17 protein-coding genes are annotated in these 24,466 nt (G+C 64.6%); 4 read left to right on the top strand and 13 right to left on the bottom strand.

Annotation, left to right across the window (positions count from 1 at the left end):
* Positions 1-73 precede the first annotated feature (73 nt).
* Positions 74-1,111 (bottom strand): ABC transporter substrate-binding protein, encoded by a 1,038-nt coding sequence (locus AC0NID_RS33255; protein ID WP_473456564.1) that lies wholly within the window; start codon positions 1,109-1,111, stop codon positions 74-76.
* 66 nt (positions 1,112-1,177) lie between these two features.
* A complete protein-coding gene (locus AC0NID_RS33250; RefSeq protein ID WP_473456565.1) occupies positions 1,178-2,143 on the bottom strand; it encodes an isopenicillin N synthase family dioxygenase in 966 nt (321 codons plus the stop codon).
* Positions 2,144-2,418: 275 nt separating this feature from the next.
* On the opposite strand from AC0NID_RS33250, the gene AC0NID_RS33245 reads away from it, so the two are divergent.
* The 4 genes from AC0NID_RS33245 (at position 2,419) to AC0NID_RS33230 (ending at position 7,525) form a co-directional block, all read left to right on the top strand.
* The gene (locus tag AC0NID_RS33245; RefSeq protein WP_473456566.1) at positions 2,419-3,528 is read left to right on the top strand and encodes a carbohydrate kinase; all 1,110 of its coding nucleotides are present in this window, start codon (positions 2,419-2,421) and stop codon (positions 3,526-3,528) included.
* 13 nt (positions 3,529-3,541) lie between these two features.
* Positions 3,542-4,471 (top strand): pseudouridine-5'-phosphate glycosidase, encoded by a 930-nt coding sequence (locus AC0NID_RS33240; protein WP_473456567.1) that lies wholly within the window; start codon positions 3,542-3,544, stop codon positions 4,469-4,471.
* A 69-nt stretch (positions 4,472-4,540) separates the two neighbouring features.
* Complete coding sequence (locus tag AC0NID_RS33235) at positions 4,541-5,362, top strand: enoyl-CoA hydratase/isomerase family protein (RefSeq protein ID WP_473456568.1); 822 nt, start codon at positions 4,541-4,543, stop codon at positions 5,360-5,362.
* A gap of 3 nt (positions 5,363-5,365) precedes the next feature.
* Complete coding sequence (locus AC0NID_RS33230) at positions 5,366-7,525, top strand: acetate--CoA ligase family protein (protein WP_473456570.1); 2,160 nt, start codon at positions 5,366-5,368, stop codon at positions 7,523-7,525.
* A 22-nt stretch (positions 7,526-7,547) separates the two neighbouring features.
* Here AC0NID_RS33230 and AC0NID_RS33225 read toward each other — a convergent pair whose 3' ends face one another.
* From AC0NID_RS33225 to AC0NID_RS33175, 11 genes are all read right to left on the bottom strand, one after another.
* Entirely contained in the window at positions 7,548-11,018 is a 3,471-nt protein-coding gene (locus AC0NID_RS33225; protein ID WP_473456571.1) for an indolepyruvate ferredoxin oxidoreductase family protein, read from the bottom strand.
* A complete protein-coding gene (locus AC0NID_RS33220; RefSeq protein ID WP_473456572.1) occupies positions 11,015-12,433 on the bottom strand; it encodes an FAD-binding oxidoreductase in 1,419 nt (472 codons plus the stop codon). Before AC0NID_RS33220 ends, AC0NID_RS33225 begins: the two co-directional genes overlap by 4 nt.
* A gap of 245 nt (positions 12,434-12,678) precedes the next feature.
* On the bottom strand, positions 12,679-13,917 hold the full coding sequence (locus AC0NID_RS33215; RefSeq protein WP_473456573.1) for a VWA domain-containing protein: 1,239 nt from the start codon (positions 13,915-13,917) through the stop codon (positions 12,679-12,681).
* Positions 13,910-16,177, bottom strand: a complete 2,268-nt coding sequence (locus tag AC0NID_RS33210) for a DUF5682 family protein (RefSeq protein WP_473456575.1) — start codon at positions 16,175-16,177, stop codon at positions 13,910-13,912. The genes AC0NID_RS33215 and AC0NID_RS33210 overlap by 8 nt, the downstream gene beginning before the upstream one ends.
* Positions 16,178-16,183: 6 nt before the next feature.
* A complete protein-coding gene (locus tag AC0NID_RS33205; RefSeq protein ID WP_473456576.1) occupies positions 16,184-17,263 on the bottom strand; it encodes an ATP-binding protein in 1,080 nt (359 codons plus the stop codon).
* A 20-nt stretch (positions 17,264-17,283) separates the two neighbouring features.
* A complete protein-coding gene (locus tag AC0NID_RS33200; protein WP_473522295.1) occupies positions 17,284-18,414 on the bottom strand; it encodes a DUF5691 domain-containing protein in 1,131 nt (376 codons plus the stop codon).
* 305 nt (positions 18,415-18,719) lie between these two features.
* Entirely contained in the window at positions 18,720-20,120 is a 1,401-nt protein-coding gene (locus AC0NID_RS33195; RefSeq protein ID WP_473456577.1) for an SWIM zinc finger family protein, read from the bottom strand.
* Between the two features lie 252 nt (positions 20,121-20,372).
* Positions 20,373-21,653, bottom strand: coding sequence for an amylo-alpha-1,6-glucosidase (locus tag AC0NID_RS33190; protein ID WP_473456578.1), 1,281 nt, complete (start codon positions 21,651-21,653; stop codon positions 20,373-20,375).
* A 41-nt stretch (positions 21,654-21,694) separates the two neighbouring features.
* On the bottom strand, positions 21,695-22,735 hold the full coding sequence (locus AC0NID_RS33185) for an ABC transporter ATP-binding protein (protein ID WP_473456579.1): 1,041 nt from the start codon (positions 22,733-22,735) through the stop codon (positions 21,695-21,697).
* Between the two features lie 21 nt (positions 22,736-22,756).
* The gene (locus AC0NID_RS33180) at positions 22,757-23,599 is read right to left on the bottom strand and encodes a carbohydrate ABC transporter permease (protein ID WP_473456580.1); all 843 of its coding nucleotides are present in this window, start codon (positions 23,597-23,599) and stop codon (positions 22,757-22,759) included.
* A complete protein-coding gene (locus AC0NID_RS33175; protein ID WP_473456581.1) occupies positions 23,596-24,441 on the bottom strand; it encodes a carbohydrate ABC transporter permease in 846 nt (281 codons plus the stop codon). The genes AC0NID_RS33180 and AC0NID_RS33175 overlap by 4 nt, the downstream gene beginning before the upstream one ends.
* Positions 24,442-24,466: the final 25 nt, after the last annotated feature.

Below are 24,466 nucleotides of genomic sequence, written 5' to 3'. Positions count from 1 at the left end.
GCCACCGCAGATGCGGCGCGGCTGGCGGGAGGCGCGCCCGAAACCGAGACGTCATCGCGGTTCAATGTCAGCGCTAAAGGATCGTCTTGGCCCAGCGCTCGGCCAGCTCGCCCTGTTTCTCGTTGACGAACTCCCAGTCCCAGGTGAGAATCTTGGTCATTGCCTCGCCCGACACCGGCACGTCGGCCTTGAGGTCATCGGGAATGATCACCTTCGAGTTCGTCGGCGAGACGAAGAATTCCTTCGCCATCAGCATCTGGGTTTCCGGCGACAGCAGGAAATCAGCATATTGATAGGCCAACTCCTTTTCCGGTCCATTGGCCAGGATCGAGACCGTCTGGTCGAACATGAACATGCCTTCCTCGGGAACGACGCAATCGACCGGCAGGCCCTGCTTGCGCAGCCGCGCGATCTCGCCGAAGTCGAACGGCGCGACGACGATTTCGCCCGACGACAGGGCCGTGGAAAGGTTGAAGTCGACCTGGATCACCTGACCAAGTTTGGCCAGCGCGTCAAAGCCGGCGTCGACATCGTACTGGTCCTTGCCGAAGATCTTCGAGGCCAGCAAGAGCTCCATCTTGCCGGCGCTGTTGGCGAAATTGTAGAGGCCGATCCTGCCCTTGAATTCCTCGTTGTTCCAAAGGTCCTTCCAGGCCTTCGGCGGCGTCTGCACCAGATCGGTGCGGTAGCCGATGCCGATCGGCGAGATGGCGCCGGTGGCGCCGAAACCGTCGGCGATCTTGGCCAGCGGATAGAGGTCGTTGTAGTTCGGCAGCTTCGCCAGGTCGAGCTTTTCGAAGAAACCCTCCTTGCGCAGGCCGGAGGCGAAGACTTCGTTGGTCATGATGATCGAATAGGGGGGCTTGTCGACCCCGGCGGCGCGCAGATTGGCGCCGAAGACGCGGCCATTGCCGACATCGAGCGTCACCTTGGCGCCGGAGGCCTTTTCGAAGGCCGGTGCGATGGACGAGCGCCAGAACTGCTCCCAGACCCCGCCGAGCGTCGGGACGATCAGCGTCTTTTCCTGGGCGATGGCAGGCATTCCGATCAGCCCGGCGGCACTGAGCGCGCCCATTCCGGCAAGCGTCTGTCGTCTGGTCAGTTTCGTCATCACAATTCCCCTTGTTGATTTCTTTTAATCAATTCGTTCCTTGGGACGGCCGAAGCCCTCCATCGTTCAGCGGCCGAAAGCCTGTCGGGTCTTCAGCTCGATATAGTCTCCATAGGTGATCGGCTCGTATTTGGCCTGCTTGCCGTTGGCGCAGAACGGCTCCAGGCAGGAGATCAACGTCTCCTTGGCAGGATTGACGAAGAACGGGATCGACTGGCGGCGCGAACTGCCTTTCCTGTTGCGCTCCGGATTGGCGACGCGATGCGGCGTCGACACCCATTCGTCATTGCTCCAGCGCATGAAGGCGTCGGCGATGTTGACGACATAGGCGCCGTCGATCGATGGCGCATCCAGCCAGCGGCCGTCGCGTGTCTGCACCTGCAAGCCACCGGACGAGGCCTCAGAACGCAGGATGGTCATGAAGCCATAGTCGGTGTGAACGCCGGCGCGAAGCTGGCCGGGCAGGGGATCCACATCCTGCTCTGGATAGTTGATGACCCGGAGCGCCGACAGATGGTTCTCAAAGGCCGGCTCGAAATAGTCGGGCTCGAGCCCGATCGCCTGGCAAAAGATGCGGCGCAAATGCCTGGCCAGCGTCTCCATCTCGGAGAAATAGTCGTGAAAGGCGCTCTCGATACCTTCGGGCCGATCCGGCCAGGTGTCGCCGTTGAGGCGCAGGCCGAAATTCAGGCTTTCCTTATAGTCGCCGGGCGTCTTGATGCCCTTGGTGGCGGCCAACGCCTCGTCGGCGAGCGGCGAGAAGGCCATCCCGCCGTTCAGAGTGGTTCCGCGTGCGTGGCTGCGCTTGTAGTCCTCGGGAAGATCGAAAAAGGCGCGCGCCAGATTGTAGAGCTGCATCGTCCTTTCCGGCGATACGCCATGGCCGGTGACGAGGAAGAAACCGGTATTCCGGCAGGCGGTCTCGATAGCCCTAACGACGGCACTGGCGCCGGCCTCGCTGCGGATGAAGGGCCCGACATCGACGACGGGAATTCCCTGATCTGTTGCTTCGACTTGAGGCGCAGGCTGCATAATCGCGATCACCTTCCTGCTGGAGCAGTCAAACGCAGAAGGTGAAAACCGGGCATGGCCGCTTCAGGCTGTTGAAGCAGTAAAAGCGGGCAGGGCGGATGATCTCGCATGCGCATCGCTATGCCTTCCCTTGTGCATTGTCCGGCCCCGAAAGAGGCGGTGGAAACGCCGATTGGACGAAACGTTATAGCTACAAACGAATGTTGACAAGATCATCTGTTGTTGTCCATATCGAAAATGTCCAACCGCGAATTGGACGGGGCCGGGTGGAGAAGATGGACGACCTTGGAGCACAGGAACAAGCGGTTCTGGATCTCATCGCGGCGAACCCCTTCGCCGGTCAGCAGGACATAGCGACCGCGCTCGGCATTGCCCGCTCGACCGTCGCGGCCCACATCGTGCAGCTCGTCAACAAGGGCTACATTCTCGGCCGTGGCTATGTCTTGCCGGCCTCCAAGCGCATGATCTGCATCGGCGGCGCAGTTCTGGACCGCAAATACCACGCCAAGAAGGATCTGATTTTCGAAACGTCGAACCCTGTCGACGGCTATCGCAGCTTCGGCGGTGTCGCCCGCAACGTCGCCGAGAACCTTGTCCGCCTCGGCGTCGACGTCAGCTTCGTCTCAATTGTCGGCGACGACGAAACCGGCCGCTCGCTGGTGCGGCATCTGCGCGACCTCGGCGCCGATGTCAGCCAGGTCATCACCACCACGGAGCGGCCGACGGCCGAATACGCGGCCATTCTCGATCTCAACAACGATCTCGTGCTCGGCATTGCCGACATGGAGATTTTCGATCTGTTTTCGCCATCCTATCTCGACCGCTTCTGGCCGCATCTGGCCTCGGCGACCTGGGTGTTCATCGACTGTAACCTGCCCGCCGCGACAATCGCAGCGCTGATGTCACGCAAGCAGGGCGCGCGCTTCAAGCTTGCCGTCGACACGGTGTCGTCGCCGAAATCGGCGCGCCTGCCGAAGGACCTGACCGGCATCGACCTTTTGTTCACCAATCACGACGAGGCCAATACGATGCTTGACATCACCGATGCCGACAAGCGGCTGAAGCCGAAAGACGCTGCCGCAGCCTTGCGCGCGGCAGGGGCCAGCGAAGTGATCGTGACCATGGGCGCGCATGGATTTGCGGTGGCGACCGAGAGCGGCGTGGCGACGATGCGGTCCGTTCCGGCCCGCGCCGTCGACATCACCGGCGCCGGCGACGCGATGATTGCCGGAACCATGTACAAAGTGCTTTCCGGGGATCCCGTGCCTCATGCCGCGCGCACCGGCGCGCTGCTCGCCACGCTGACCACCGAGAGCGAATCCAGCGTCCATCCCGACCTGTCGCCGCGCTTCCTCACCGCCGGCATGTACCGCATTCCCGCCTGAAAGCGAGACGATTATGAAACCTTCCCTTCTCCACCTGAACGACGAGGTTGCGGCAGCGCTTCGGGAAGGCCGCGCGGTGGTGGCGCTGGAATCGACCATCATCACCCACGGCATGCCTTATCCCGCCAATCTGGAGACCGCCCGCGGCGTCGAAACCGTGGTGCGCGAGAACGGCGCCGTGCCGGCCACGATCGCCGTGGTCGCGGGCAAGATCAAGGTCGGACTCGACGACACTGAGCTGGAACGGCTTGCAGCGGCAAAGGACGTGGTCAAGGCCTCTGGGCGCGACCTCGCCGCCATCATGGTGCGCGGCGGCTCGGCCGGAACCACGGTCTCGGCGACGATGCGGATCGCCGCCCTTGCCGGCATCGGCATTTTCGCGACTGGCGGCGTTGGCGGCGTGCATCGCGGCGCGGAAGCCACCTTCGATATCTCGGCCGACCTGACCGAACTCGGCCAGACCGGCACGACCGTCGTCTGCGCCGGCGTGAAATCGATCCTCGATATCGCCAAGACGCTGGAATATCTGGAAACCCAGCGCGTGCCGGTGATCGCCTACCGGAGCGACGACTTTCCGGCCTTCTATACCCGCTCCAGCGGCCTGAAAGCCGACCACCGCCTCGACACGCCGGAGGACATTGCTGGGGCCATGTTGCTGCACGATCAGATCGGCTCGGGCACCGGCATCCTCGTCGCCAATCCGATTCCGCAAGCGGATGCGCTCGATCCGGCCTTCATCGACGGCACGATCGCGGCGGCAGTGGCGGAGGCCGACAAACGCGGCATCGGCCGCAAGGATCTGACGCCGTTCCTGCTCGCTCGCATCAACGAGCTTTCGCAAGGCCGCAGCCTGAAGGCCAACATCGCGCTGGTCCGCAACAACGCAGCACTCGCCGCCCGCATCGCCGTGGCGCATGCGGGATCGAAGCGCGAGGCAGCGTAGAGGTGAAGACCAGTTGGCACTTGCTAGCCGACACGTTCCTCTGATTCGAAGGCATCCCAGGAGAACCGCATGAGCGCGCAGGCCACTTACGAGACGATCCTTTACGAGAAGGATGCGACCGACAAGTTCGCGACGATCACCATCAATCGCCCCGACAAGCTCAATGCGATGAACAAGACGGTGATCCGCGAGATCGACAGGGCCCTTGCCGCTGCCGTCGCCGATCCGGACGTCAACGCGCTGGTGATCACCGGCGCCGGCCGCGCCTTTTCCTCCGGCTATGATCTGCAGGGCGGTGATTTCGATGTCGACATCGATTTCTGGCGCGCGGACATGGGCGAGAACGCCGAAGCGCTGCTCAACATCTGGCGCGCGCCGATCCCGGTCATCGCTTCCGTCAACGGCTATGCGCTGGCCGGTGCGCTGGAGCTGATGATGTGCTGCGACCTGGCGATCGCCGCCGACAATGCGAAATTCGGCGAACCAGAGGTGCGCCACAATTCCGGCCCGCCGGCGCTGATGATGCCCTGGCTGCTCGCCACCCGCGACGTGCGCTGGCTGATGTATACGGGCGATCTGGTCGACGCCGAGGAGGCGCTGCGCATGCATCTGATCAACCGGATCGTGCCGGCCGATCAGTTGAAGGAAAAGACCGAAAACCTCGCCCGCAAGCTGGCGCGCATGCCGGTGCCGGCGTTGAAATTCACCAAGGCCTCGATCAACAACCAGCAGATGGTGGCCGGGCTGCTGCCGTCCTTCCAATACAATATCGAGGCGATCGCCGCACTTCATGTGACCAAGCAGGGCCGCGAATGGATGGCCAACCTCGCCAAGATGAGCCTCAAGGAATACCTTGCTTTCCGCGACGGCCCCTTCAAGGGCCTCGACTGAGCCGTGACCGGCCTTGCCGCTTCGCGTGAGGCGATGCGGGCGCTGATGGCGCCGCGTTCGGTCGCCGTCATCGGCGCCACCGAACGCGCCGATGCGTCGTCTAGCTATGTCATGCGCAATTTGATGGCGTTCGGATTTTCGGGCGCCATCATCCCCGTGCATCCCAAGGCCGAAACGGTATTCGGCATCGCGGCCATCCCTTCGCTCGACCGGCTCGATGCGCCGGCTGACGTGGCGGTGATCGGCATCGGCGCGGCTCACGTCCTGAGCGCGCTCGAAGACGCCGGCAGGACCGGCGTCAAGGCGGTCGTCGTGCTCGCCAGCGGCTTTGCCGAGACCGATGAGGAAGGCAGGGCGCGCCAGCAGGCGCTGGTCGGGATCGCGCGACGATATGGCATGGCGATCTGCGGGCCGAACTGCCTCGGCCTGTTTAATTTGCAAAGCGGTGCAGCCCTTTATTCCTCGACGCTGTCACCGAACCTGAAGAAGGGTGCGCTGGCCATCCTGTCGCATTCCGGCGCCAGCGCCATCGCGCTCGCCAACTCCGGGCGCTTCGGCCTGAGCCATATCGTCTCCTGCGGCAACAGCGCGGCGACCGATCTTCCCGACTATCTCTCTTATCTCGCCGACGACGAGGCGACGCGCGTCATTGGACTTGTCGTGGAAGCGATCCGCGATCCCGCTGCCTTTACCTCGGCGATGCAGGCAGTGCACGCTTGCGGCAAGAAGGTGATTGCCTTGCGCGCCGGCAAGTCGAGCAAAGGTGCGGAGGCCGCCGCAGCGCATACCGGCTCGCTCGCCGCCGCGAACGAAGCCTATGAAGCCTTCTTCCGGCGGACCGGTATCATCGAAGTCGCCGACATGGACGAGTTCGTCGAGACTGCAGCACTTTGCCTGTCACTGAAGGCGAGGCCAACGCGCAGGGGCGTCGCGGTCGTTGGGGTCAGCGGTGGCGGGGTGGCTCATGTCTCCGACATCGCCGAGCAGGTCGGCATCGACCTGCCGGAATTTTCGCAAGACACCATCGCGCGGCTGAAGGCCTTGCTGCCGCCTTTCGCGACGCCGCAGAATCCGGTCGACACCACGGGCGTGGCCTTCGCCGATGGTGCTATCTATCGCGGCGTGCTCGACATCCTGGCGGAAGATCCCGCCGTCGGCCTGATCGTCGCCGCGCAGGACGCGCCTGTCGGCCTCGACGCCGAGGTTGCTGCCGAATATACCGGCATTGCCGATGCCGTTGCCGCCTACGCAAAGGACGCGACCGTTCCGGTCGCCTTCGTCAGCAACCTGTCGTCCGGACACCATCAAGCAGTCAGGGATCGACTTGCCGGCGTCCCGGTGCTCAACGGCACGCGCGCTGCGCTCGGCGCCGTGCGGCGGCTGCTCGACGCGACCGGCGCCACGACAACCAAGACCCCGGCGATCGAACCGGCCGGTGAAAACGATCCCTGGGTAAAGCGCCTCGCCACTGGCGAAAAATTGACCGAGCGGGAGGTCAAGCAGTTGCTGGCCGAGAACGGTCTGAGAGTGACGCGCGAGCGTCTGGCCGTTACCCTGCAAGAGGCAGTCGCGGCCGCCGAGGCGATCGGCTTTCCGGTCGTGCTGAAAATCGAGTCGCCCGACATTCCTCACAAAACCGAAGCCGGCGGCGTACGGCTCGGCATAACCAGCCCGGCTGAAGCTGCCGAAGCCTTCACGGCGATCATGCAAAGCGCTCGCGCTCACGCGCCGGATGCGGAACTGCGCGGCGTAGTGGTGCAGGAAATGGCCGGGCGCGGCATCGAGGCGCTGGTCGGCCTTATCAGGCACGAACCATTCGGCCTCGGAATTGTTGTCGGCATCGGCGGCGTTCTGGTCGAGCTGGTCAAGGACGCCGCTTTCGATCTGCTGTCGGTGGATCGTGACGCAGCCGAAGCACTCATCGACCGCACGCGCTTGGCCGCTCTGCTCAAGGGCTATCGCGGCGCGCCGCCAGCCGACCGGGAAGCACTGGTCGAGACGATCGTGGCGCTGTCCGATTTCGCCGGCCGCTACGGCCATTTGATCGAGGCCGTCGACCTCAATCCGGTCGTCGTGTTCGAGAGAGGCGCCTGCGTGCTCGATGCGCTGGTGATTGTAGCCGACAGCGCCGCTGGGCACCCAAAGGGCATCGCCTCGCCTTGAATCTGCTTCTGAGGCGTAACCGCTAAGCCGCTGTTTCCAGGCGGCTTTCCTTGCCCAGCTTTTCCAGCAGCGCCGCCTTCTTCTTCTCGAAGCGTTCGACCGCCGCCATCTTGATATGGCCGAAGCCGCGTACCTCTTCCGGCAGCCGAGCAAGCTCCGTTGCCACGGCATGGTTGCCTTGCGTCAGCCGCGCCGAAAGATCCGAGACCAGCCTTTCATAATCGGCGATCATCCGTCGTTCCATCCGCCGCTCTTCGGTGCGTCCGAACGGATCGAAGCGCGTTCCACGCAGGCCCTTCAATCGCGCCAGCACCGCAAACACCGGCTTGATCCAGGCGCCGAAGGCGATCTTGCCGGGATGGCCGGTGCGCGGGTCGATGCGCGAGATCATCGGCGGGGCGAGATGATGCCTGATCCTGAAATCGCCCTCGAACTGTTCGGCCAGTTTTTTCCCAAAGGATTGGTCGCGATGCAGCCGCGCCACTTCATATTCATCCTTGTAGGCCATCAGCTTGAATGCGCCGATCGCCACGGCCCTGGTAAAGTCCTCGGCGCCGGCCGAGATCCCGGCTTCGGCCGCGCGGGCGGTGTCCACCAGCTTGCGGTAGCGGCTTGCGTAGGCGGGGTTCTGGTAGCCGGTCAGAAATGCCATCCGGCGCGCAACCATGTAGTCGAGCGTCTCGGGTTTCGGTGCTTCTAGGCTGTCTGTCCGCGCAGCCTCCAGCACCGCCGCAAGGTCGATCGCCGCGCGACGGCCCCAGCCGAAGGCGGCACGGTTCATGGCAACGCCGGCGCCGTTCATCTCGATCGACCGGTCAATCGACTCCAGGCTGATCGGCACCAGTCCGCGCTGCCAGGCATTGCCGAGCAGGAACATGTTGGCGGCGATGGCGTCGCCCATCAGCGCGAGGCCGAGCCTGGTCGCCGGGATCAGCGTGATCGCCTCTTCGCCGGCCGCGTGGCGCAATTGCTTCAGCGTCGCTTCCTGGCGGAAGTCGATCGCGGTGTTCTGAACGAAGGACGCGGTCGGCGCGAAATGATCGTCGAGCACGGCTCTCGTGCGGCCCTGCGCGAAGGTCGCAAGCGAAGCTGCCGCAGCCGACACGACGATGTCGAAGCCAAGCACAAGATCGGCCTCGCCGGGGCCGATCCTGACCGCACTGAGCAGGTCAAGGTCGCGCGCCAGCCTGATATGCGAGACCACCGCGCCGTTCTTTTGCGCCAGTCCGGTCTGGTCGAGCGTCAGCAGGCCGAGCCCGTCGAGATGCGCTGCCTGGGACAGGATGGCGCTGACCGTGATGACGCCGGTGCCGCCAATGCCGGCCAGCAGCATGTTGTAGGGACGCTCGAGCGCCGGCAGCGCCGGCAGCGGCAGCTCGTCGGAGCCCGCCGCCATCGCACGCGCCTTCGGCTTGCGGATCGTGCCGCCTTCCACCGTCACGAAGCTCGGGCAAAAGCCCTTGATGCAGGACAGGTCGGTGTTGCAGCTCGACTGGTTGATCCTGCGCTTGCGGCCGAACTCGGTTTCCTCAGGCTCGATCGAAATGCAATTGGAGACGGCCGAGCAATCGCCGCAGCCTTCGCAGACCAGTTCGTTGATGAAGGCGCGCCTTGGCGAGACCGGATAGGCGCCGCGCTTGCGACGGCGGCGCTTTTCGGCGGCGCAGACCTGGTCGAAGACCAGCACCGTTACGCCCTCGATCTCCCTGAGCTCGCGCTGCACGGCGTCGAGCTCGTCGCGATGGTGGATGGTCGCCGACCGCGGCAGGACACCCGCCCAGGCCTCGGGTTTTTCGGACACCACGACGACGCGTTTCGCACCCTCCGCCAGCGTCTGTTCGACGATCGACGGCACGGAAACCTCGCCGTCATGGCGCTGGCCGCCGGTCATGGCGACGGCGTCGTTGTAAAGGATCTTGTAGGTGGCGCTGACCCTGGCAGCGATCGCCGCGCGGATGGCCAGCAGGCCGGAATGGAAATAGGTGCCGTCACCCATATTGACGAAAATGTGCTTCTCGTCGGTGAACGGCGACAGGCCGATCCACGAGCCGCCTTCGCCGCCCATCTGGGTGAAGGTGGAGGTCGCGCGCTCCATGCCGATGACCATCATGTGGCAGCCGATGCCGGTCGAGGCGCGGCTGCCATCGGGCACCACGGTGGAGATCGAGTGCGGGCAGCCGGAGCAGAAATAGGGCTCGCGCTTCAGCGCGATCACCTCGCCTTGTGCTGACGCCGCGATGGCCTCGATTTTCTTGAAATGTGCGGCGAGTTCCGCGTCCGGCACGCCGAGCCGCGAGACGATGGCGCGGGCGACCGAAACAGCGCTGATCTCGCCGATCGAAGGCAGCAGCGGCGCGCCGCGCTCGTCCGTCTTGCCGAAGACGCGCGGGCGATTGGGCGCGTTGAACAGCAGCGCCTTGATCTGGTCCTCGATCACCGGCCGCTTCTCCTCGACGACCAGGATTTCCTCCAGCCCTTCGGCGAAGGCCCTGAGCCCCTCCGGCTCGAGCGGCCACACCATGCCGACCTTGTACAGCCGGATGCCGAGCTCGGCCGCGCGCCGCTCGTCGATGCCGAGCGCCGACAGCGCGCCGAGCAGGTCGAGCCATGATTTGCCGGTCGAAACGATGCCGAGTCGCGCCTTGCCGCCGCCATGCACGACACGGTCGATGGCGTTGGCGCGGGCAAAGGCGTGCACCGCCGCCATCTTGTGTTCGATGCGGCGCTCCATCGCATGCGGACCATCCGGCCAGCGCAGCGACAGACCGTCGGCAGGCAGTGCCAGCTCCGGCATGACGATGGCCAGCCGCGCCGGATCGACATCGACAGTCGCCGTGCATTCGACGATCTCGGTCTGGCATTTGAAGCCAATCCAGGCGCCGGAATAACGGCTCATCGCCCAGCCGAGCAGGCCATAGTCGATATATTCGCCGACACCGCCCGGCGACAGCAGCGGCACCATGGCCGAGATCAGATTGTGCTCGCTCTGGTGCGGCAGCGTCGAGGAGACGGCGCCGTGGTCGTCGCCGGCCAGAAGCAGCACGCCGCCATGGCGATTGGTGCCGACGGCATTGGCGTGACGGATGACGTCCATGGTCCGGTCGACGCCGGGACCCTTGCCGTACCACATGGAAAACACGCCGTCGTAGCGCGAACCCGCGAACATGCCAGTCTGCTGTGTGCCCCAGACCGCGGTCGCTGCCATGTCTTCGTTGAGGCCGGGATGGAAGACGACATGGTTCGCCCTGAGATATTTGCCGGCGCGCTGCATCTCGCGGTCGAAACCGGCCAGCGGCGAGCCGCGATAGCCCGAGACATAGCCGGCGGTGTTGAGGCCAGCGGCAAGATCGCGCTGGCGCTGGACCAGCGGCAGCCGCACCAGTGCCTGCGTGCCCGAGACCAGGATGCGGCCGCGTTCCAGGACATAGCGGTCGTCGAGACTGGCCGGAACCGTATGCGCCTGTCGGGCCTTCGGGAGAGCGGCGGCCGTCATGGGGTCACTCCTTCACGCACAATACCTGCCGGCGCGAGGTCGAAGACGCGACCGGCATTGAGGATATTGTTCGGGTCGAAAGCTGCTTTCAACCGCCGCATGGCGGCGATCTCGGCGTCGCTGCGCGCCAGGTGCAACCACTGCTTCTTGTCGAGGCCGATGCCATGTTCGGCCGAAACGCCGCCGCCGGCGGCGGCGACGCCACGATAGACGATGTCATACGCCGCGGCCGGATCCACGGTGCCGACCTGATAGTGCAGATTGCCGTCGCCGAGATGGCCGAAGACATAGATGTCGGCATTGGAGTCGACAGCTCGGATCTCGGCTTCCGCGTCCTGCAGGAAAGCCCCCATCCTGGCCAGCGGGATGCTGATGTCGACGCCGATCAGGCCTCGCTTCGAAAACAGGAAGCGGTTGGCGTCCTCGCGCACCGCCCACAGCGCACGGAATTCGCGCGGCGACTGCGAGACCACCACGTCGTCGACCACGCCGTCCTCGACCGCCTGCATCAGCACCGCGGCAAAACGGTCGCCGTCGCGGTCGGGCTCGTTGCCCTGTATCTCGGCCAGCACATAGACGGGTGAGCCGACCGGCAGCGGCGCCGGCGTGTCCATGCCGACGACCATGGCGCCGTAGAGTGGCGCGAAATTCACCTCATAGGCCGACAGCAACGTCCCGAGTTTCTGCCTGAGCAGCGCAAGCAGCGCGATGGCCGCATCGAGCGAGGCCAGTGCGCAGAAGGCATTGACCTCGGTGGCCGGTTTAGGATGCAGCCGCAGGCAGGCTCGCGTGACGACACCGAGCGTGCCTTCGCTGCCGATGAAGAGCTGGTTGAGGTCATAGCCGGAATTGTCCTTGGGCAAGCCTTTGAGCGACGTCAGGATGCTGCCGTCGGCAAGCACCGCTTCCAGGCCGAGCACCTGCGCGCGGTACATGCCGTAGCGCAGCACGCGAATGCCGCCGGCATTGGTGGCGATATTGCCGCCGATGGTGGATGTGCCGCGCGCGCCGATATCGACGCCGAACAGCAGGCCGGCAGCGTCTGCCGCGTCCTGCACCATCTGCAGCGGCGCGCCGGCCTCGGCGATGATCGTCGCCGCCTCGCGGTCGGGAGCCGCGACCGCCGTCATGCGCTCCAGCGACAGCACCGCTTCGCCGGGCTGGATGCGCGCCGCGCCTGCAAGCCCGGTGCGGCCACCCTGGACGACAAGCCTCTGCCCGGCCTCGTTACACAGGCGCAATATATCCGACACGTCGCCGGCCGTGCGTGGACGCAGGACGATTGCCGGCGGCGCGCCGTCCTTGCCGTCGGGGTCTTCTTGATAGCGTGGTCCAGCCTCGTCGGCCCAGACAATCGCGGATCTGTCCAGCCGCTTTTCCAGCCGCGACAGAAGCTCGGCAATCCTCTGGGACATGAGGCTCAAGGCTGCGAATGGGTCGGACGCATCGGTGCAGCCGTAAGAGGGAAGGGCGAGGGCTGCGACCGATTTCTGTCGTCCGGTAAACGTGTGGAAAACCCGCCAAAGATACAGCCGGTTGTTTTCGCCATGCGTCGCTCCTGTAACAGGTCGACCATAGGCGCGGCCTGCTATTTGTCAAACCTATGACGGGAAGTGCCCATCTGCTGGCGGCCCGGTATTTCTGGGACCGACGCAAACGCTCATGCGTCCGTCCCAGACGCTTCGGCCTCGGCGCGAATGAGCTTGATATCGGCCCCTGCCGCCCACGCGCCGATATCTTCCCGGCGCAGTGCCGCCGCCATCATGTCCGGAAACAGGTCTGGCGTGCAGGCGAAGACCGGAATAGCAAGTGCCGCGACCGAACCTGCCATCGCCGGATCGTAGCCAGGCCGGCCCTGATCGGTCAGCGCCAGAAGCACGACGACATTGACGCCGGATCGAACCAGCGCCGCCAGTCGCCGCAGCAATTCCTGGCCATTGCCGCCCTCGTAAAGGTCGGTGATCAACAACAGGTGCGACTTGGTTGGCCGCTCGATGCGGTCGGCGCAATAGGCGACGGCCTGGTTGATGTCGGTGCCGCCGCCAAGCTGCACGCCGAACAGAACTTCGACTGGATCGCTGAGTTCCTCGGTGAGATCGACGATGGCGGTATCGAAACAGACGAGCTTGGTGCGCACGACCGGCAGCGAGGCCATGACCGCCGCGAAGATCGAGGCATAGATCACCGAACTTGCCATCGAGCCGGACTGGTCGACGCACAGAACGACTTCGTCAAGATCGACCAGCCGGCGCTGCTTGCGCATGAAACCAACCAGCTTCTCCGGCACGATCGTCTTGTGCTCGGGCTGGTAGTGGCGAAGGTTCGCCGAGATGGTGCGCGGCCAGTCGATGTCGCGCGAACGCAACCGGTTTGTGCGCCTCGACCGGTCGAGCGCGCCGCGTATCGCCTCGGCGGTCTTCTGTTCAAGCCTTTGCATCAGCTTGGCGACGATGTCGGCGATGATCGTGCGGGCGATGTCCTTGGTCTTGGCCGGCATGACCGAGCGCAGCGAAATCAGGTCGGCGACGAGATTGACGTCCGCCTCGATCGCTTTGAGGAATTCCGGCTCCATCAGCATCTGCTTCAGGTCCAGCCGTTCGAAAGCGTCCTTCTGGACGATCTGGACGACCTGCGCGGGAAAGAAGGAGCGGATGTCGCCCATCCATTGCGCGACGCGCGGCGCCGATCGGCCGAGTCCGCCGCGCCGCTTGCGCGGATCGGCAGCGGCGTTGGCGCCGTCGCCGTAGAGAGCATCGAGTGCCGCCGAAAGCCGTTTGTCGTCGCTGGAAAGCGCTGCAGAGGTCTCGTCATCGGCGCCGATCGCCAGCCGCCAGCGCCGCTCCCTTCCGCCATCGGCAGTGAGCGGGCCGGGCTCGTTCATTTCGCCCTCGTCATCCATTGCCGTCTCCTCCGGTGAGCAACGGTCCAAGCAGCTCAAGGTGTCGGCGCCATGCCTCGCCGCCATCCGGCGTCGGCGTCAGGCCAGCCGGCAAGCGCGCGGCACGTCCGAGGACTGCCTCGATCAACCGGCGGCGCTCCATGCTGTCCAGATTGGAAAAGACGCGGCGCAGCAGCGGCAGATGCGCGATGAAAGCATCTTCGTCGAGGGATTTGAGCCACGCATCGACTGCACCACGCAGATCTTCGTCATAGATCAACCGCTGACCAGCGGTGCTGAAGAAGCCCTCGAAAAACCCTGCTGCCTGGGCGACCGGCGTGCCCGGCGACAGGCGTCGCCCGAACAGCCCGGCTGCGGCCTCGGCGGACAGGCGGCCGGCCTCGTAGAGCAGGTGCGCGGCGCATCCGGCCAGCAGTGCCGTCGAGCGCGACCCCTCCAGCACGGCAGTCAGCCCGTTGCGCCATCCGCTCAGCACGTCTTGCCCGGGCTCGACCAGCCTGATCGCCTCATCGGCCTTGCGCATCGCGCCAACCAACGTCGCGGCGGCCTGCTCATCCAGATCGCGCGCAGCATAGGGAAGCGCGATCGCACCTTCGACGATCAGCCGCTCCATGAGGCCGGACAGCCGGTTCGTCTCCGTTTTGCGGGCTTCGCCGTAGCGGATGATGTCGGCGAGCGGCGACACCGAGGCCAGGATCTCCAGGCATTCGCTGCTGCGCGCCGCCCGCGCCTCCAATGCCGCGAGACCGGCAGTCGATGCTTCCGACAGGCCGGCCGTAATGGCGCCCTGGACCAGTGCCGCAAGCGTGTCGAGGGTGGCCGCAGCGTCGATCATCTGGATCAGGCGGCCGTTGGCTGCCTTTTCGATGGTCGGTCCGTAAATCAGGTTCTCGACCAGGCGAACGGCGTATTCCGGCTCCCAAGCCAGGATCCACCGCTCGCGGAACGTGCCGCGGCTGCGACCGGTGTCCGTCAACTTGCCCCAATGCACACCGAGCACGTTCAGCCGATGCAGCAGTGTCGAGCGAAACAGCCCGCTGTCGCTTCGCAGGTCGACGGATAGCTCTCGCTCCAGCGCCTCAGGCTTCAGCCGCGCCGCCTTCTGGTTGCGCTGCAGATCTTCGATAAGGGGCGCCAGCGGCGTGTCGGGTGGGATTTCGCCGACGTCCGCACCCAAAAGGAGCTCTGCCTCGACCAGAGCCCACAGCAACGCTTCGCCATTGAACAGGGCCGCAATCGCGGCGTCGCGCAATTCCTCAAACCCGGGTTTCGGTCGTTCGCGAATCGCCGCGAGCGTCCGGGCGAGCCGCTCCGCCTCGATCAGCGAAGCGGTCGAGACCAGGTGACCCTTCGCCCGCATTACCATCGCGATCATTGCAAGCCACAGCGTTGCCGCATCGCGCCGGCCGCGCGTGCGCCAGAGATGCTTGCACCATCCGGGTGCGACGACGCCCGCGCCATAGCCATAGCCCAACGCCAGACGCGGCCCCGTCCACGGCGCCCATGTCATCGTGCTCTTGCGCCGGGCAATTCCCTTGATCAGGGCCTGATCGTTTTTCTGCGTGTGGGCGGCCTGCAAGGCCGGCACATGCCATGCCCCGCAGACGACGGCGATCGGGCCGTCGAACTCCTTGCGTGCCGCAGCGATTTCGAGCCGCATATGCGCCTCGCGTTTAGCTTCGAACTCAGCGATCGGGTCCTCGCCGTCTCGCAGCGTCGCCATGGCATCGGCGACGGCGGCGAATATAGGGCCTGGTTCCGGGTTCTGCTCGATGATGTCCGACCACCAGCTCTCGCCGTCCTCATAGCCAGCGGCCTGCGCCAGCTTGCCGATCGGATCGCGCCGATACGGATCCGCCTCGCCGTCCGCGCCGGCTTCTTCCGCAGGCTCGGCCTTGTCGGCATCGCCCGTCTTGTCCGCGCCGTCGACCGCCGCCGTGAACCGCGCCGCTGACGGCAGGTCGATGAACCGCAAGGCCGCCTTGTGGTCCAACGCCCACAGCGCCGCCTGGTATTCGGGCGAGAACTCGGCGAAGGGCCAGAAGCTTGTCGAAGCCGGGTCGTCCTCGGGATAGCAAAGCAGCGCCACCGGCGGCTGCATCTCAGGGCGCGCCAGCAACGGCAGCAGCGCGGACGCGTCGCTCGGCCCCTCGATCAGCACGGCGACCGGCTGCAAGTCCTGCAGCGCCTGCACCAGGCTGTCGGCGGAACCCGGCCCGTGATGGCGTATGCCGAAATAGGCGACGTCGCTGTGCCCCATGGCGCGTCAGATCGCTGCGTTCAACGCCGCATAGTAGCCGGCATAATCAGGCCGCTTCTTGAGCACCGTTTCCAGATATTCCTCCAGCACTGCCTTGTCCTGGACCGGGTCTTTCACGATCGCGCCGACGAGGCTGGCGGCGAGACCTTCGGCGCCGAGCTTGCCGCTGTCGAACCACGCCGCCTGGCTCAGGCCGCCAACCATCGTCGCGATCGCCTCTGCGGTCGACAGCGAGCCCGAAGGCGTCTTCAGCGTCACCTTGCCGTCGGCGGTCGCACCGGATCGCAATTCGCGGAAGATGGTCAGCACGCGAGCGATCTCCTCGCCGACATTTTTCGGCACCGGCAGGTCGAGCCCGCCGGCCATCTCATTGACCCGTTTGGCGACGATCGCCACCTCTTCCGCCATGTCTTCCGGTAAGGGCAGCACCACGACGTTGAAGCGACGCTTGAGGGCCGAGGAAAGCTCATTCACGCCCTTGTCCCGGTTGTTTGCCGTGGCGATGATGTTGAAGCCGCGCTGGGCATAGATCGATGTGTTCAACTCCGGGATCGGCATCATCTTTTCGGAAAGCACGGTGATCAGCGTGTCCTGCACGTCCGAGCCCATGCGCGTCAGTTCCTCGAGCCGGCACAGCTTGCCGGTCTGCATGGCGCGATATAGCGGCGTCGGCACCAACGCTTCCTGGCTCGGGCCCTTTGCCAGAAGTTGCGCATAGTTCCAGCCATAGCGGATCTGGTTCTCGTCGGTGCCGGCCGTGCACTGCACGATCAGCGTCGAGTCGCCCATGATGGCGGCGGCGAGATGTTCAGACACCCAGGACTTGGCCGTTCCGGGAACGCCCAGCAGCAACAGCGCGCGGTCGGTGGCGAGCGTCGCCACCGCGGTTTCCATCAACCGGCGGCGACCGACATATTTCGGCGTTATCAGGGTGCCGTCACTGGCCTTCCCGCCCAGCAGATAGGTCAGCACAGCCTGCGGCGAGAGGCTCCAGCCGGCAGGCTTTTGCCTGTCGTCACCGCGCGCCAGCGCCTGCAATTCAGTGGCAAAGGCCTGCTCGACCGGGAGGCGAATGGCTGCGTTCATTTTGCTGTTCTCCGGATTGGTCATGTGTTGGTTCCAGGCCCCGCCAGTGATGCGTTGAGACGCAGAAACCCGAGCGAAGGAGCCGCCGGGGGCATACCGGCCGCAATAATATCCCCGATCAATTTATCCGCCGTCGCCGCAGTGGCGAGAAAGCCCATCGTTTCCAGCATTTCGTCGACGCCTCGCTTCGCGGCGTCGTCGTTTCCCGCAACAGCGGAACGCAACGCCAGCAGGGTCTGGCCGTTCGTCAGGTCGCCCCATTCCAACCAACTTGCCTCAATGCCTTCGGCAAGGTTGAGAGCACCAAGATATTTGGAGTCTTTCAGGATCAGCCTGATGAGGACACGCTTTCTGCGGCTGTCCAGACGCGGCATGAGGTGCAACACGAGCAGCGCTGGTTTGCCGCCGTCGGCGACAAGTGCGTCTGCCATATTCGTCACCGCAGCGTCGCTCCCTGAAGCGGCGACCATTCGTGCGATCAGGATGTCGGCATTGTTGTCGGCACTGAATTGCCAAGCCCCTATGAATTCAGGTTCGGTAGCACCGAACCGTGCGGCAAGGTCGACCAGATTGCAGGTCTCGAACAGCTCGGCGCGACGTTTTTCCTGCGCCGGCGATTTCAATTTCGCCGGCGTGTAGATGCTGCGGCGGCGGATGAAGCCGGATTTGCCTTCGCTGATGAAGGCGGCGAGTTCGACTGCGGGATCGTCCGCCCCGCCTTTGCTTGAGCGGCCGTGCTCCCCCAGCCTTGCCAGCATCCGGCCGGCCAGGTCCCGCACCTTGCCGGAACGGTCGGTGGCCAGGCTTTTCAGGAACGGCGCGTCCTCGGTACTGAGGCCGAAGCGCATGAGTTCGATGAGCGCAAGCCTGACCTCGGCGGGCTCGCCCAATGCCTTGGCCTCGATCAGCATTCGAGCCGAAGCCGGTTCAGTGCGGCGCATGTCCGCCAGCGCGATGCGTCGCGCGGCGGGGTAGAACTCATCCCAATTTTCCGCCGTCAGTTTCTCTTGCGGGGCATGTCTCTCCCCGTCCACGCTTGCCTGCCAGTCGATCCAGGGAGCGTAGACGTCCGGACTGTTCTGGTCCGACGCGGCGGGCATCCAGTCCATGGGATGAAGCACAAAGCCGCGGCTGGCGACAAGCGTCGCCACGCGCGTCTTGCGCCTCGCATCGACGGCGTGTTTGAGAGCGACTCTCACCAACGGCCGCAATCGCTCCGGCAGCATCGGTAGCGCAAGCCTGGGCAGCGGCGGCCGGCGTTTGAGTGTCTTCGGCGCCGCAGGCCGCAGGGCGACGTCGAGGGCTTGTGCGGCGATCGCCAGCAGCCGGCGCTCCTGCTCGTCGGGACTTGAACCGCCGGCGATTGCCTTCCAGGCGGACGGAGCCAGTTCGAAAGTGGCTCCGCCGGTGATCCAGCAAACGCGCATTGTCGCCAGGCCTGTTTGCTCGCCCTCGTTCAAGACAGGTCAAGCCTCCCGAATTGGCTTTGAGCAGCCAGAAGGTCAAGCCGGGCGCCGTCCCAGAGCGCTGCCGTGGCGGCAAGGTCGAGGCCGAGCAATGTCTGATTGACGGCGCCGGCGATCGGCAAGGCGATACCTTGCGGATCATCCGCGGCCTGCCACCAGGCCGTGCCCCGGTCGTCGACCAGAATCGCACCGGGCGGCAGCATGAGAGGACAATCGGTAGTCCAGGGCGCGGCGTCCTGATGGGAAGCATGCGTGGCGAGTGGGTCCTTTGCCGCGCCAAAGGTAAAATCAGGCCACGCGCCGGGCATCACTTCGCCCATGCGTTCCGCCACCAGCGCGCGCAGCGGCTTGCGTGATGGATAGAAGACCAGCCGGGCATCGAAACGATCGCCCGGAGCAAAAGCGTTGGAGCGGCGTCCGGCCGAAGCCGGAAAATAATCGAGCAGCACGGCAAATTGCGGGGTAGCGCACTTCAGGTCGAGCAGCCAGGTCGAATGACTGACGAGACCGTCGCGGCGGCTCTCGATCTTCTCGCCCAGGACTTCCCACAAGCTTTCGACCTGTCTTGCATCGGGATTGGCCAGAACCTGTTCGCGGGTTTCAGACGTCGACACGAGGCGCTTCAACTCGGGGTCGTCGGGCGTCGACCGCCACGCCTTGGCCAGCAGCACAAGCTTGCCGAGTTCGCGGATTGCCGCATCCGGTCTTTCTTCGCTGCGTAGCGCCATCAGCCGCGATGGAATCTCGTCGATGCGCCCGGCAAGCGCGGTTGCCTTCATGTCGACCAGCCGCGCGGCAATCCGGCGGCAACGGTCGCTGCTGGCATCGACAAACCCGGAAAGACCAAGCCGCAACTGGTCGGCGATCCATTGATCGAGTTCGTCGAGCGCCGCCGACACCGCTTGTCGTGTGTCTTCCGCCCGCTTGCGCTGCGCCGCCTCGCGACGCTCCATCGTCGCAATGTCCTCGAGGGCGGCGCTTTCGTCCGGCCGTGCGGCGTCATCAATGCTCTTGGCTGCCGCGCCGGGTGTGGACTGCGCTGGTGGTGGCGTTGTCTTCCTGCGCCGGCCAAGCCAGTCATTCACCCATTCCGGCGTCGATTCGGCCGAGGTAAAACTGGCTGGCGCGGTGGCGGCAATCCACATCAGGGCCAGCGTGTGCTTGCACGGGAATTTTCGCGACGGGCAGGTGCATTTGTAGCCGTGATCGCCGGTGTCGACCACCACCCGATAGGGATTGGAGCCGGAGCCTTGGCATTCACCCCAGATGAGCGCCTGCTGCTCATTCTTTTCGAGCCGCGGCCAGTTCGATAGCTTGGTCAGCTTGGAGGCAGCGCTCAGCGACGCTTGATCGGGGGCAAGCGCCTCGATGGTCTTCAAATCGAATTCCAAGTCGCGCCTCTCGTGACCCGAACCAAACGCCTGTCGCCGGGATAGGCAACCGTTTGTGAAGAATTATTGTAGCTCTCGAGAAGGAAGACCGAAACTTCTCGAACTCCTGTCCTTATGTGCCCGAATCCGCCTGATCCGCAAGCGATGTCAACATTCGGCAGGCAGAGCATTTCCAGCAAAACGCGGCGTTTGGCGGCGGCAGACCAGTTTCGCTCCGTGGATGGGAGCAGGCCTTGGCGGCCCAGAGGGGCGTCAGCCTCTGCCCTTCAGGAACTCGATCACCATCGCCGCGGTCCAGGTGAAACGGTCGCCGCCAAGCGGTTCGCCGGTGAGCGGGTCGTAATATTCGGCAAAGCCGCTCTCGGCGATCAGGTCAAGGCTGGATTGCGTGATCCGTTGGGAGACTTGCCCATGGCCGGCGGCGGCAAGGCCGTCGGCGATCATGTAGTTGACCACCAGCCAGACCGGCCCGCGCCAATAACGCTTGGCGTCGAAGCGGGGATCGTCGAGATCGTGCGAGGGGACGATGTAGCGTGCCTTGCCGGCGATACGCTCGATGGTGGCGGCGATTGCCGCGGCACGGGGTTTCGGGATGGCCGAGAAGACCGGCAGGATGCCTCCGACGGAGGCGCTGTCGACCAGCTTGCCGGTGACGCGGTCGAGGCAGAGATATTGGCCGTGCGCATCGCTCCACAGCCGTTCCATCGCCGAAAGCCCCTTTTCGGCGCGGGCGCGATTGGCTTTTGCGATCCCCGTTTCGCCGAGCGTCTCGGCAAGATCGGCAAGGTCGGCCGCTGAGCGGATCAGGATGGCGTTGAAGCCGGGGTCGACGATCTGGAAGGGTGAGGCATCATGCAGCTTTGCATTGTCCCAGCCCAGTGCGCGAAAATGCTGCACCAGCCAGAGGTAGCGGTCATATTGCGCCTTGGTCGGCCGGTGCGCCGGGTCGGCATGCAGGGTGTCGCGGCGCGTGTAGGACTCGACGCCTTCGGTCGGCACGCGCTCGAAGGCGTCGTCCCAGTCGATCGAGTTGTCGCGGCCGGACTCCCAGGGATGAATGATCGCGACCAATCCTTCGCCCTTCGGGTCACGGTTTTCATAGAACCAGCGGTGCCAGGCGTCGATCTTCGGCAGCAGCGCGCGGGCACGCTCGGCCGCGAGTTTCTTGTCCTTGGCCCGGTCGAACAGGCGGCGCACGGCAAAGCCGGCCACCGCCGGCTGGGTGATACCGGAGGTGTCAGTCGGGCGGTTGGTCAGCCAGACCTCCGGGCCGGGGAAATAGCTGTCGTTCAGGACGTGGAAGACGATATGCGGCACCATGCCGTCCGGCCACTGATGGGCGAACAGTGTCTCGATCTCGGTCCAGGCGCGCGCCTCGTCGTAATGGGCAAGACCGAGCGCGGTAAGGCAGGAATCCCAGTTCCATTGGAACGGATAGAGGCCCTTGGTCGGGATGGTGTAGTCGCCGTGGTCGTTTTCCCTGAGCACCTCGACGGCACGGGCGATGGTTTCGTTGACGGCAAGAGAGATCATTGAAGCGTTCGTACTTTCGGGACTGAAGAGCGTTGTCGGGATCAAAGGGCGTTGGTGGTTTCAGGATCGAACCAGCGGATGCGATCGGCTTTGGGCGCAAGCCGCAGGTGGTCGCCGACGGCGATCGCGGCGTTCGATTCGAGAATGGCGCGGAACAGTCCGCCCTCGACATCGCAGGTGACCAGCGTGTGCGGCCCGAGCGGCTCGACGACGCGCACGGTGGCATGCAGCCCCTCGTCACCTGCGTCGACATCTTCGGGGCGAATGGCGAATTCAATTTTGTGTTTGTCCGATTTAGGGCCGGGCAGTGCCAGGCCGGCGACGGTCCAGCTTCCGTTCGCGGTCTTCGTCGCGGGGATGAAATTCATCGGCGGATTGCCGATGAAGGAGCCGACGAAGCGTGCGGCCGGGTTGCGATAGACCTCGACAGGCGTGGCAGCCTGGACAATGCGGCCCTGATGCATGACGGCGATGCGGTCGGCGAGGCTCATCGCCTCGACCTGGTCATGGGTGACGTAGATGGTGGTGGTCTTGGATGCGGCGAGCACACCCTTCAGTTCGGCTCGCATTTCGAGCCTGAGCAGCGCGTCGAGGTTGGATAGCGGCTCGTCCATCAGGATGACGTCTGGCTCCATGGCGAGCGCGCGGGCGACGGCGACGCGCTGGCGTTGGCCGCCGGAGAGCTGGCCCGAATAGCGTTTCAGCAATTGCTCGATATGCATGAGCTCGGCGGTGCTGTTGACGCGACGTTCGACCTCTTGCTGTGGCAATTTCTTCATGCGCAGGCCGAAAGCGATATTTTCGAACACCGTCAAATGCGGGAAGACGGCGTAGTTCTGGAACACCATGGCGATGCCGCGGTCGCGCGGCGGCAGATGATCGACGCGACGGCCGCCGATCCAGACCTCGCCCTGGCTCGGCGTTTCCAACCCGGCGACGATTCTCAGCAATGTCGTCTTGCCGCAGCCCGAGGCGCCGAGCAGCACCATGAATTCCTGGTCGGCGATGGTGAGGTCGACCTGGTGCAGCGCGGTGAAGCCGCCGAAGCGTTTGGCCACCTGTTTTATGGCGATATCAGCCATGAGCGTTCTCCCAGTCGCGCGTCATCGGTTGGCGATCCCCCACATGGCGAACAAGTACTTGCGCACGGCGAAGATGAAGATCAGCGCCGGGATGACCAGTGCCGCCCCACCGGCGAATTTGAGATAGAGCGGCGACTCGCCAAGGCTCTGCAGCAGGAAGGCGGTCAGCGTCCGGTTCTCTATGGTGAGCACGGCGGCGGCAAACACCTCGTTCCAGGAGATGGTGAAGGCAAAGACCGCCGAGGCCGCGATGCCAGGCAGCGCCAGAGGCAGTACGACCTTGCGAAAAGCCTGCAGGCGAGTGCAGCCAAGCGTCCACGCCGCTTCCTCCAGTTCCACCGGGATGCCTGAGAACAGCGAGAAGGTGATCAGCACCGCGAAGGGCAGCGCCAGCGTGGTATGGACCAGCGCGAGCCCGATGGCGGTGTCGTCGAGGCCGGTGCGGATGAACATCACTGCAAGCGGCAGCGCCAGCAGCGGCAGCGGAAAGGCGCGGGTCATCAGTACCAGGAAGCGGAACGTGCCCTTGCCCGGAAAATCGAAGCGCGACAGCGCGTAGCCGGCGGGCGCGCCAAAGCCGATCGAGAGGATCATCGTCAGGGTGGCGACGAGCACCGAGTTCCACAGCGCCCTGCCGACGCCGGCAAAATTGATGAAGAAAGACAGGCTGCCGAAATCGAAGGAAGGGAAGAAGCGCTTGGGAAAGGCAGTGACCTGTTCCGGCGACGACAAGGCGTTGACGATCAGGAGATAGATCGGCAGCAGCACCCAGACCGAAAGCAGGATGACGGTGGCGACCAGCAGCCAGTTGCCGGCTTTGCGGACCGCGGGCACGGCGATCGGTATCTCTGCGACGGCGCTCATATGCGCGCTTCCTTCGGCACGCGCAGCACCCGCAGGAAGAACAGCGTGAGGCCGACCGAGATGGCGAGGATGAGCAGGGCGAAAGCGGCGGCAACGTTGCGATCCTGCAACGAGAACTGCCAATTATAGGTCTCGCCCATCAGCACCGGCAAATTGGTGCCGCCGAGCGCCGCCACCACGGCGAAAACCTCGAAGGCGAGAATGACGCGCAGGATGATCGCCGTCTGCAGGCTGGGGCGCAGCAAGGGCAGCGTGATCTTGACGAAGCGCTTCCACGGACTCGCGCCAAAGACTTCTGCCGCCTCGTGATATTCCCGCGGGATGAGCCCCATGCCAGCGACCAGGATGACCATCATGATCGCGGTCGCGCGCCAAATCTCGGCCAGCACCACGGCGACGAAGATGGTCAATTTGCTCTGGTAGCCTAAAAACATGACAGGCCTGTCGACGAGGCCGAGGTTCGACAGCAGCGTGTTGAGGAAGCCGGACTGGTCGAAAATGGCAAGCCAGATCAGCCCGGCGGCGAGATCGGAGATGCCGAGCGGGATGGCAAAGATGTAGAGCGCCGCACCCCGCCCGGTTTCGAGCCTGGACACGACCGTGGCCATCAGCAGCGCCATGACCAGCTGGATCGGCACCACGATGGCGGCGAGCAGGATGGTGTTCCAGAAGGCGACCGGAAACTTCCAGTTGCCGGTCATGGTGCGGAAATTATCCAGCGTGAAGCCGCCGTCGCGGGTGAAAGCCTCGAAGGCGACCAGCGCGAACGGATAGAGGAAGAAGACGCAGAGGAACAGCGTTGCCGGCATCAGCAGCAGATAGGGCAGGGCCTTGCCGTGCATGACTTGTCCTTGGCGTGGTGCAGCG

Source organism: Mesorhizobium sp. WSM4821 (assembly GCF_055901555.1).
The sequence above is the reverse complement of the archived record's forward strand: the minus strand, read 5'-3'. Positions and strand labels throughout refer to the sequence as shown.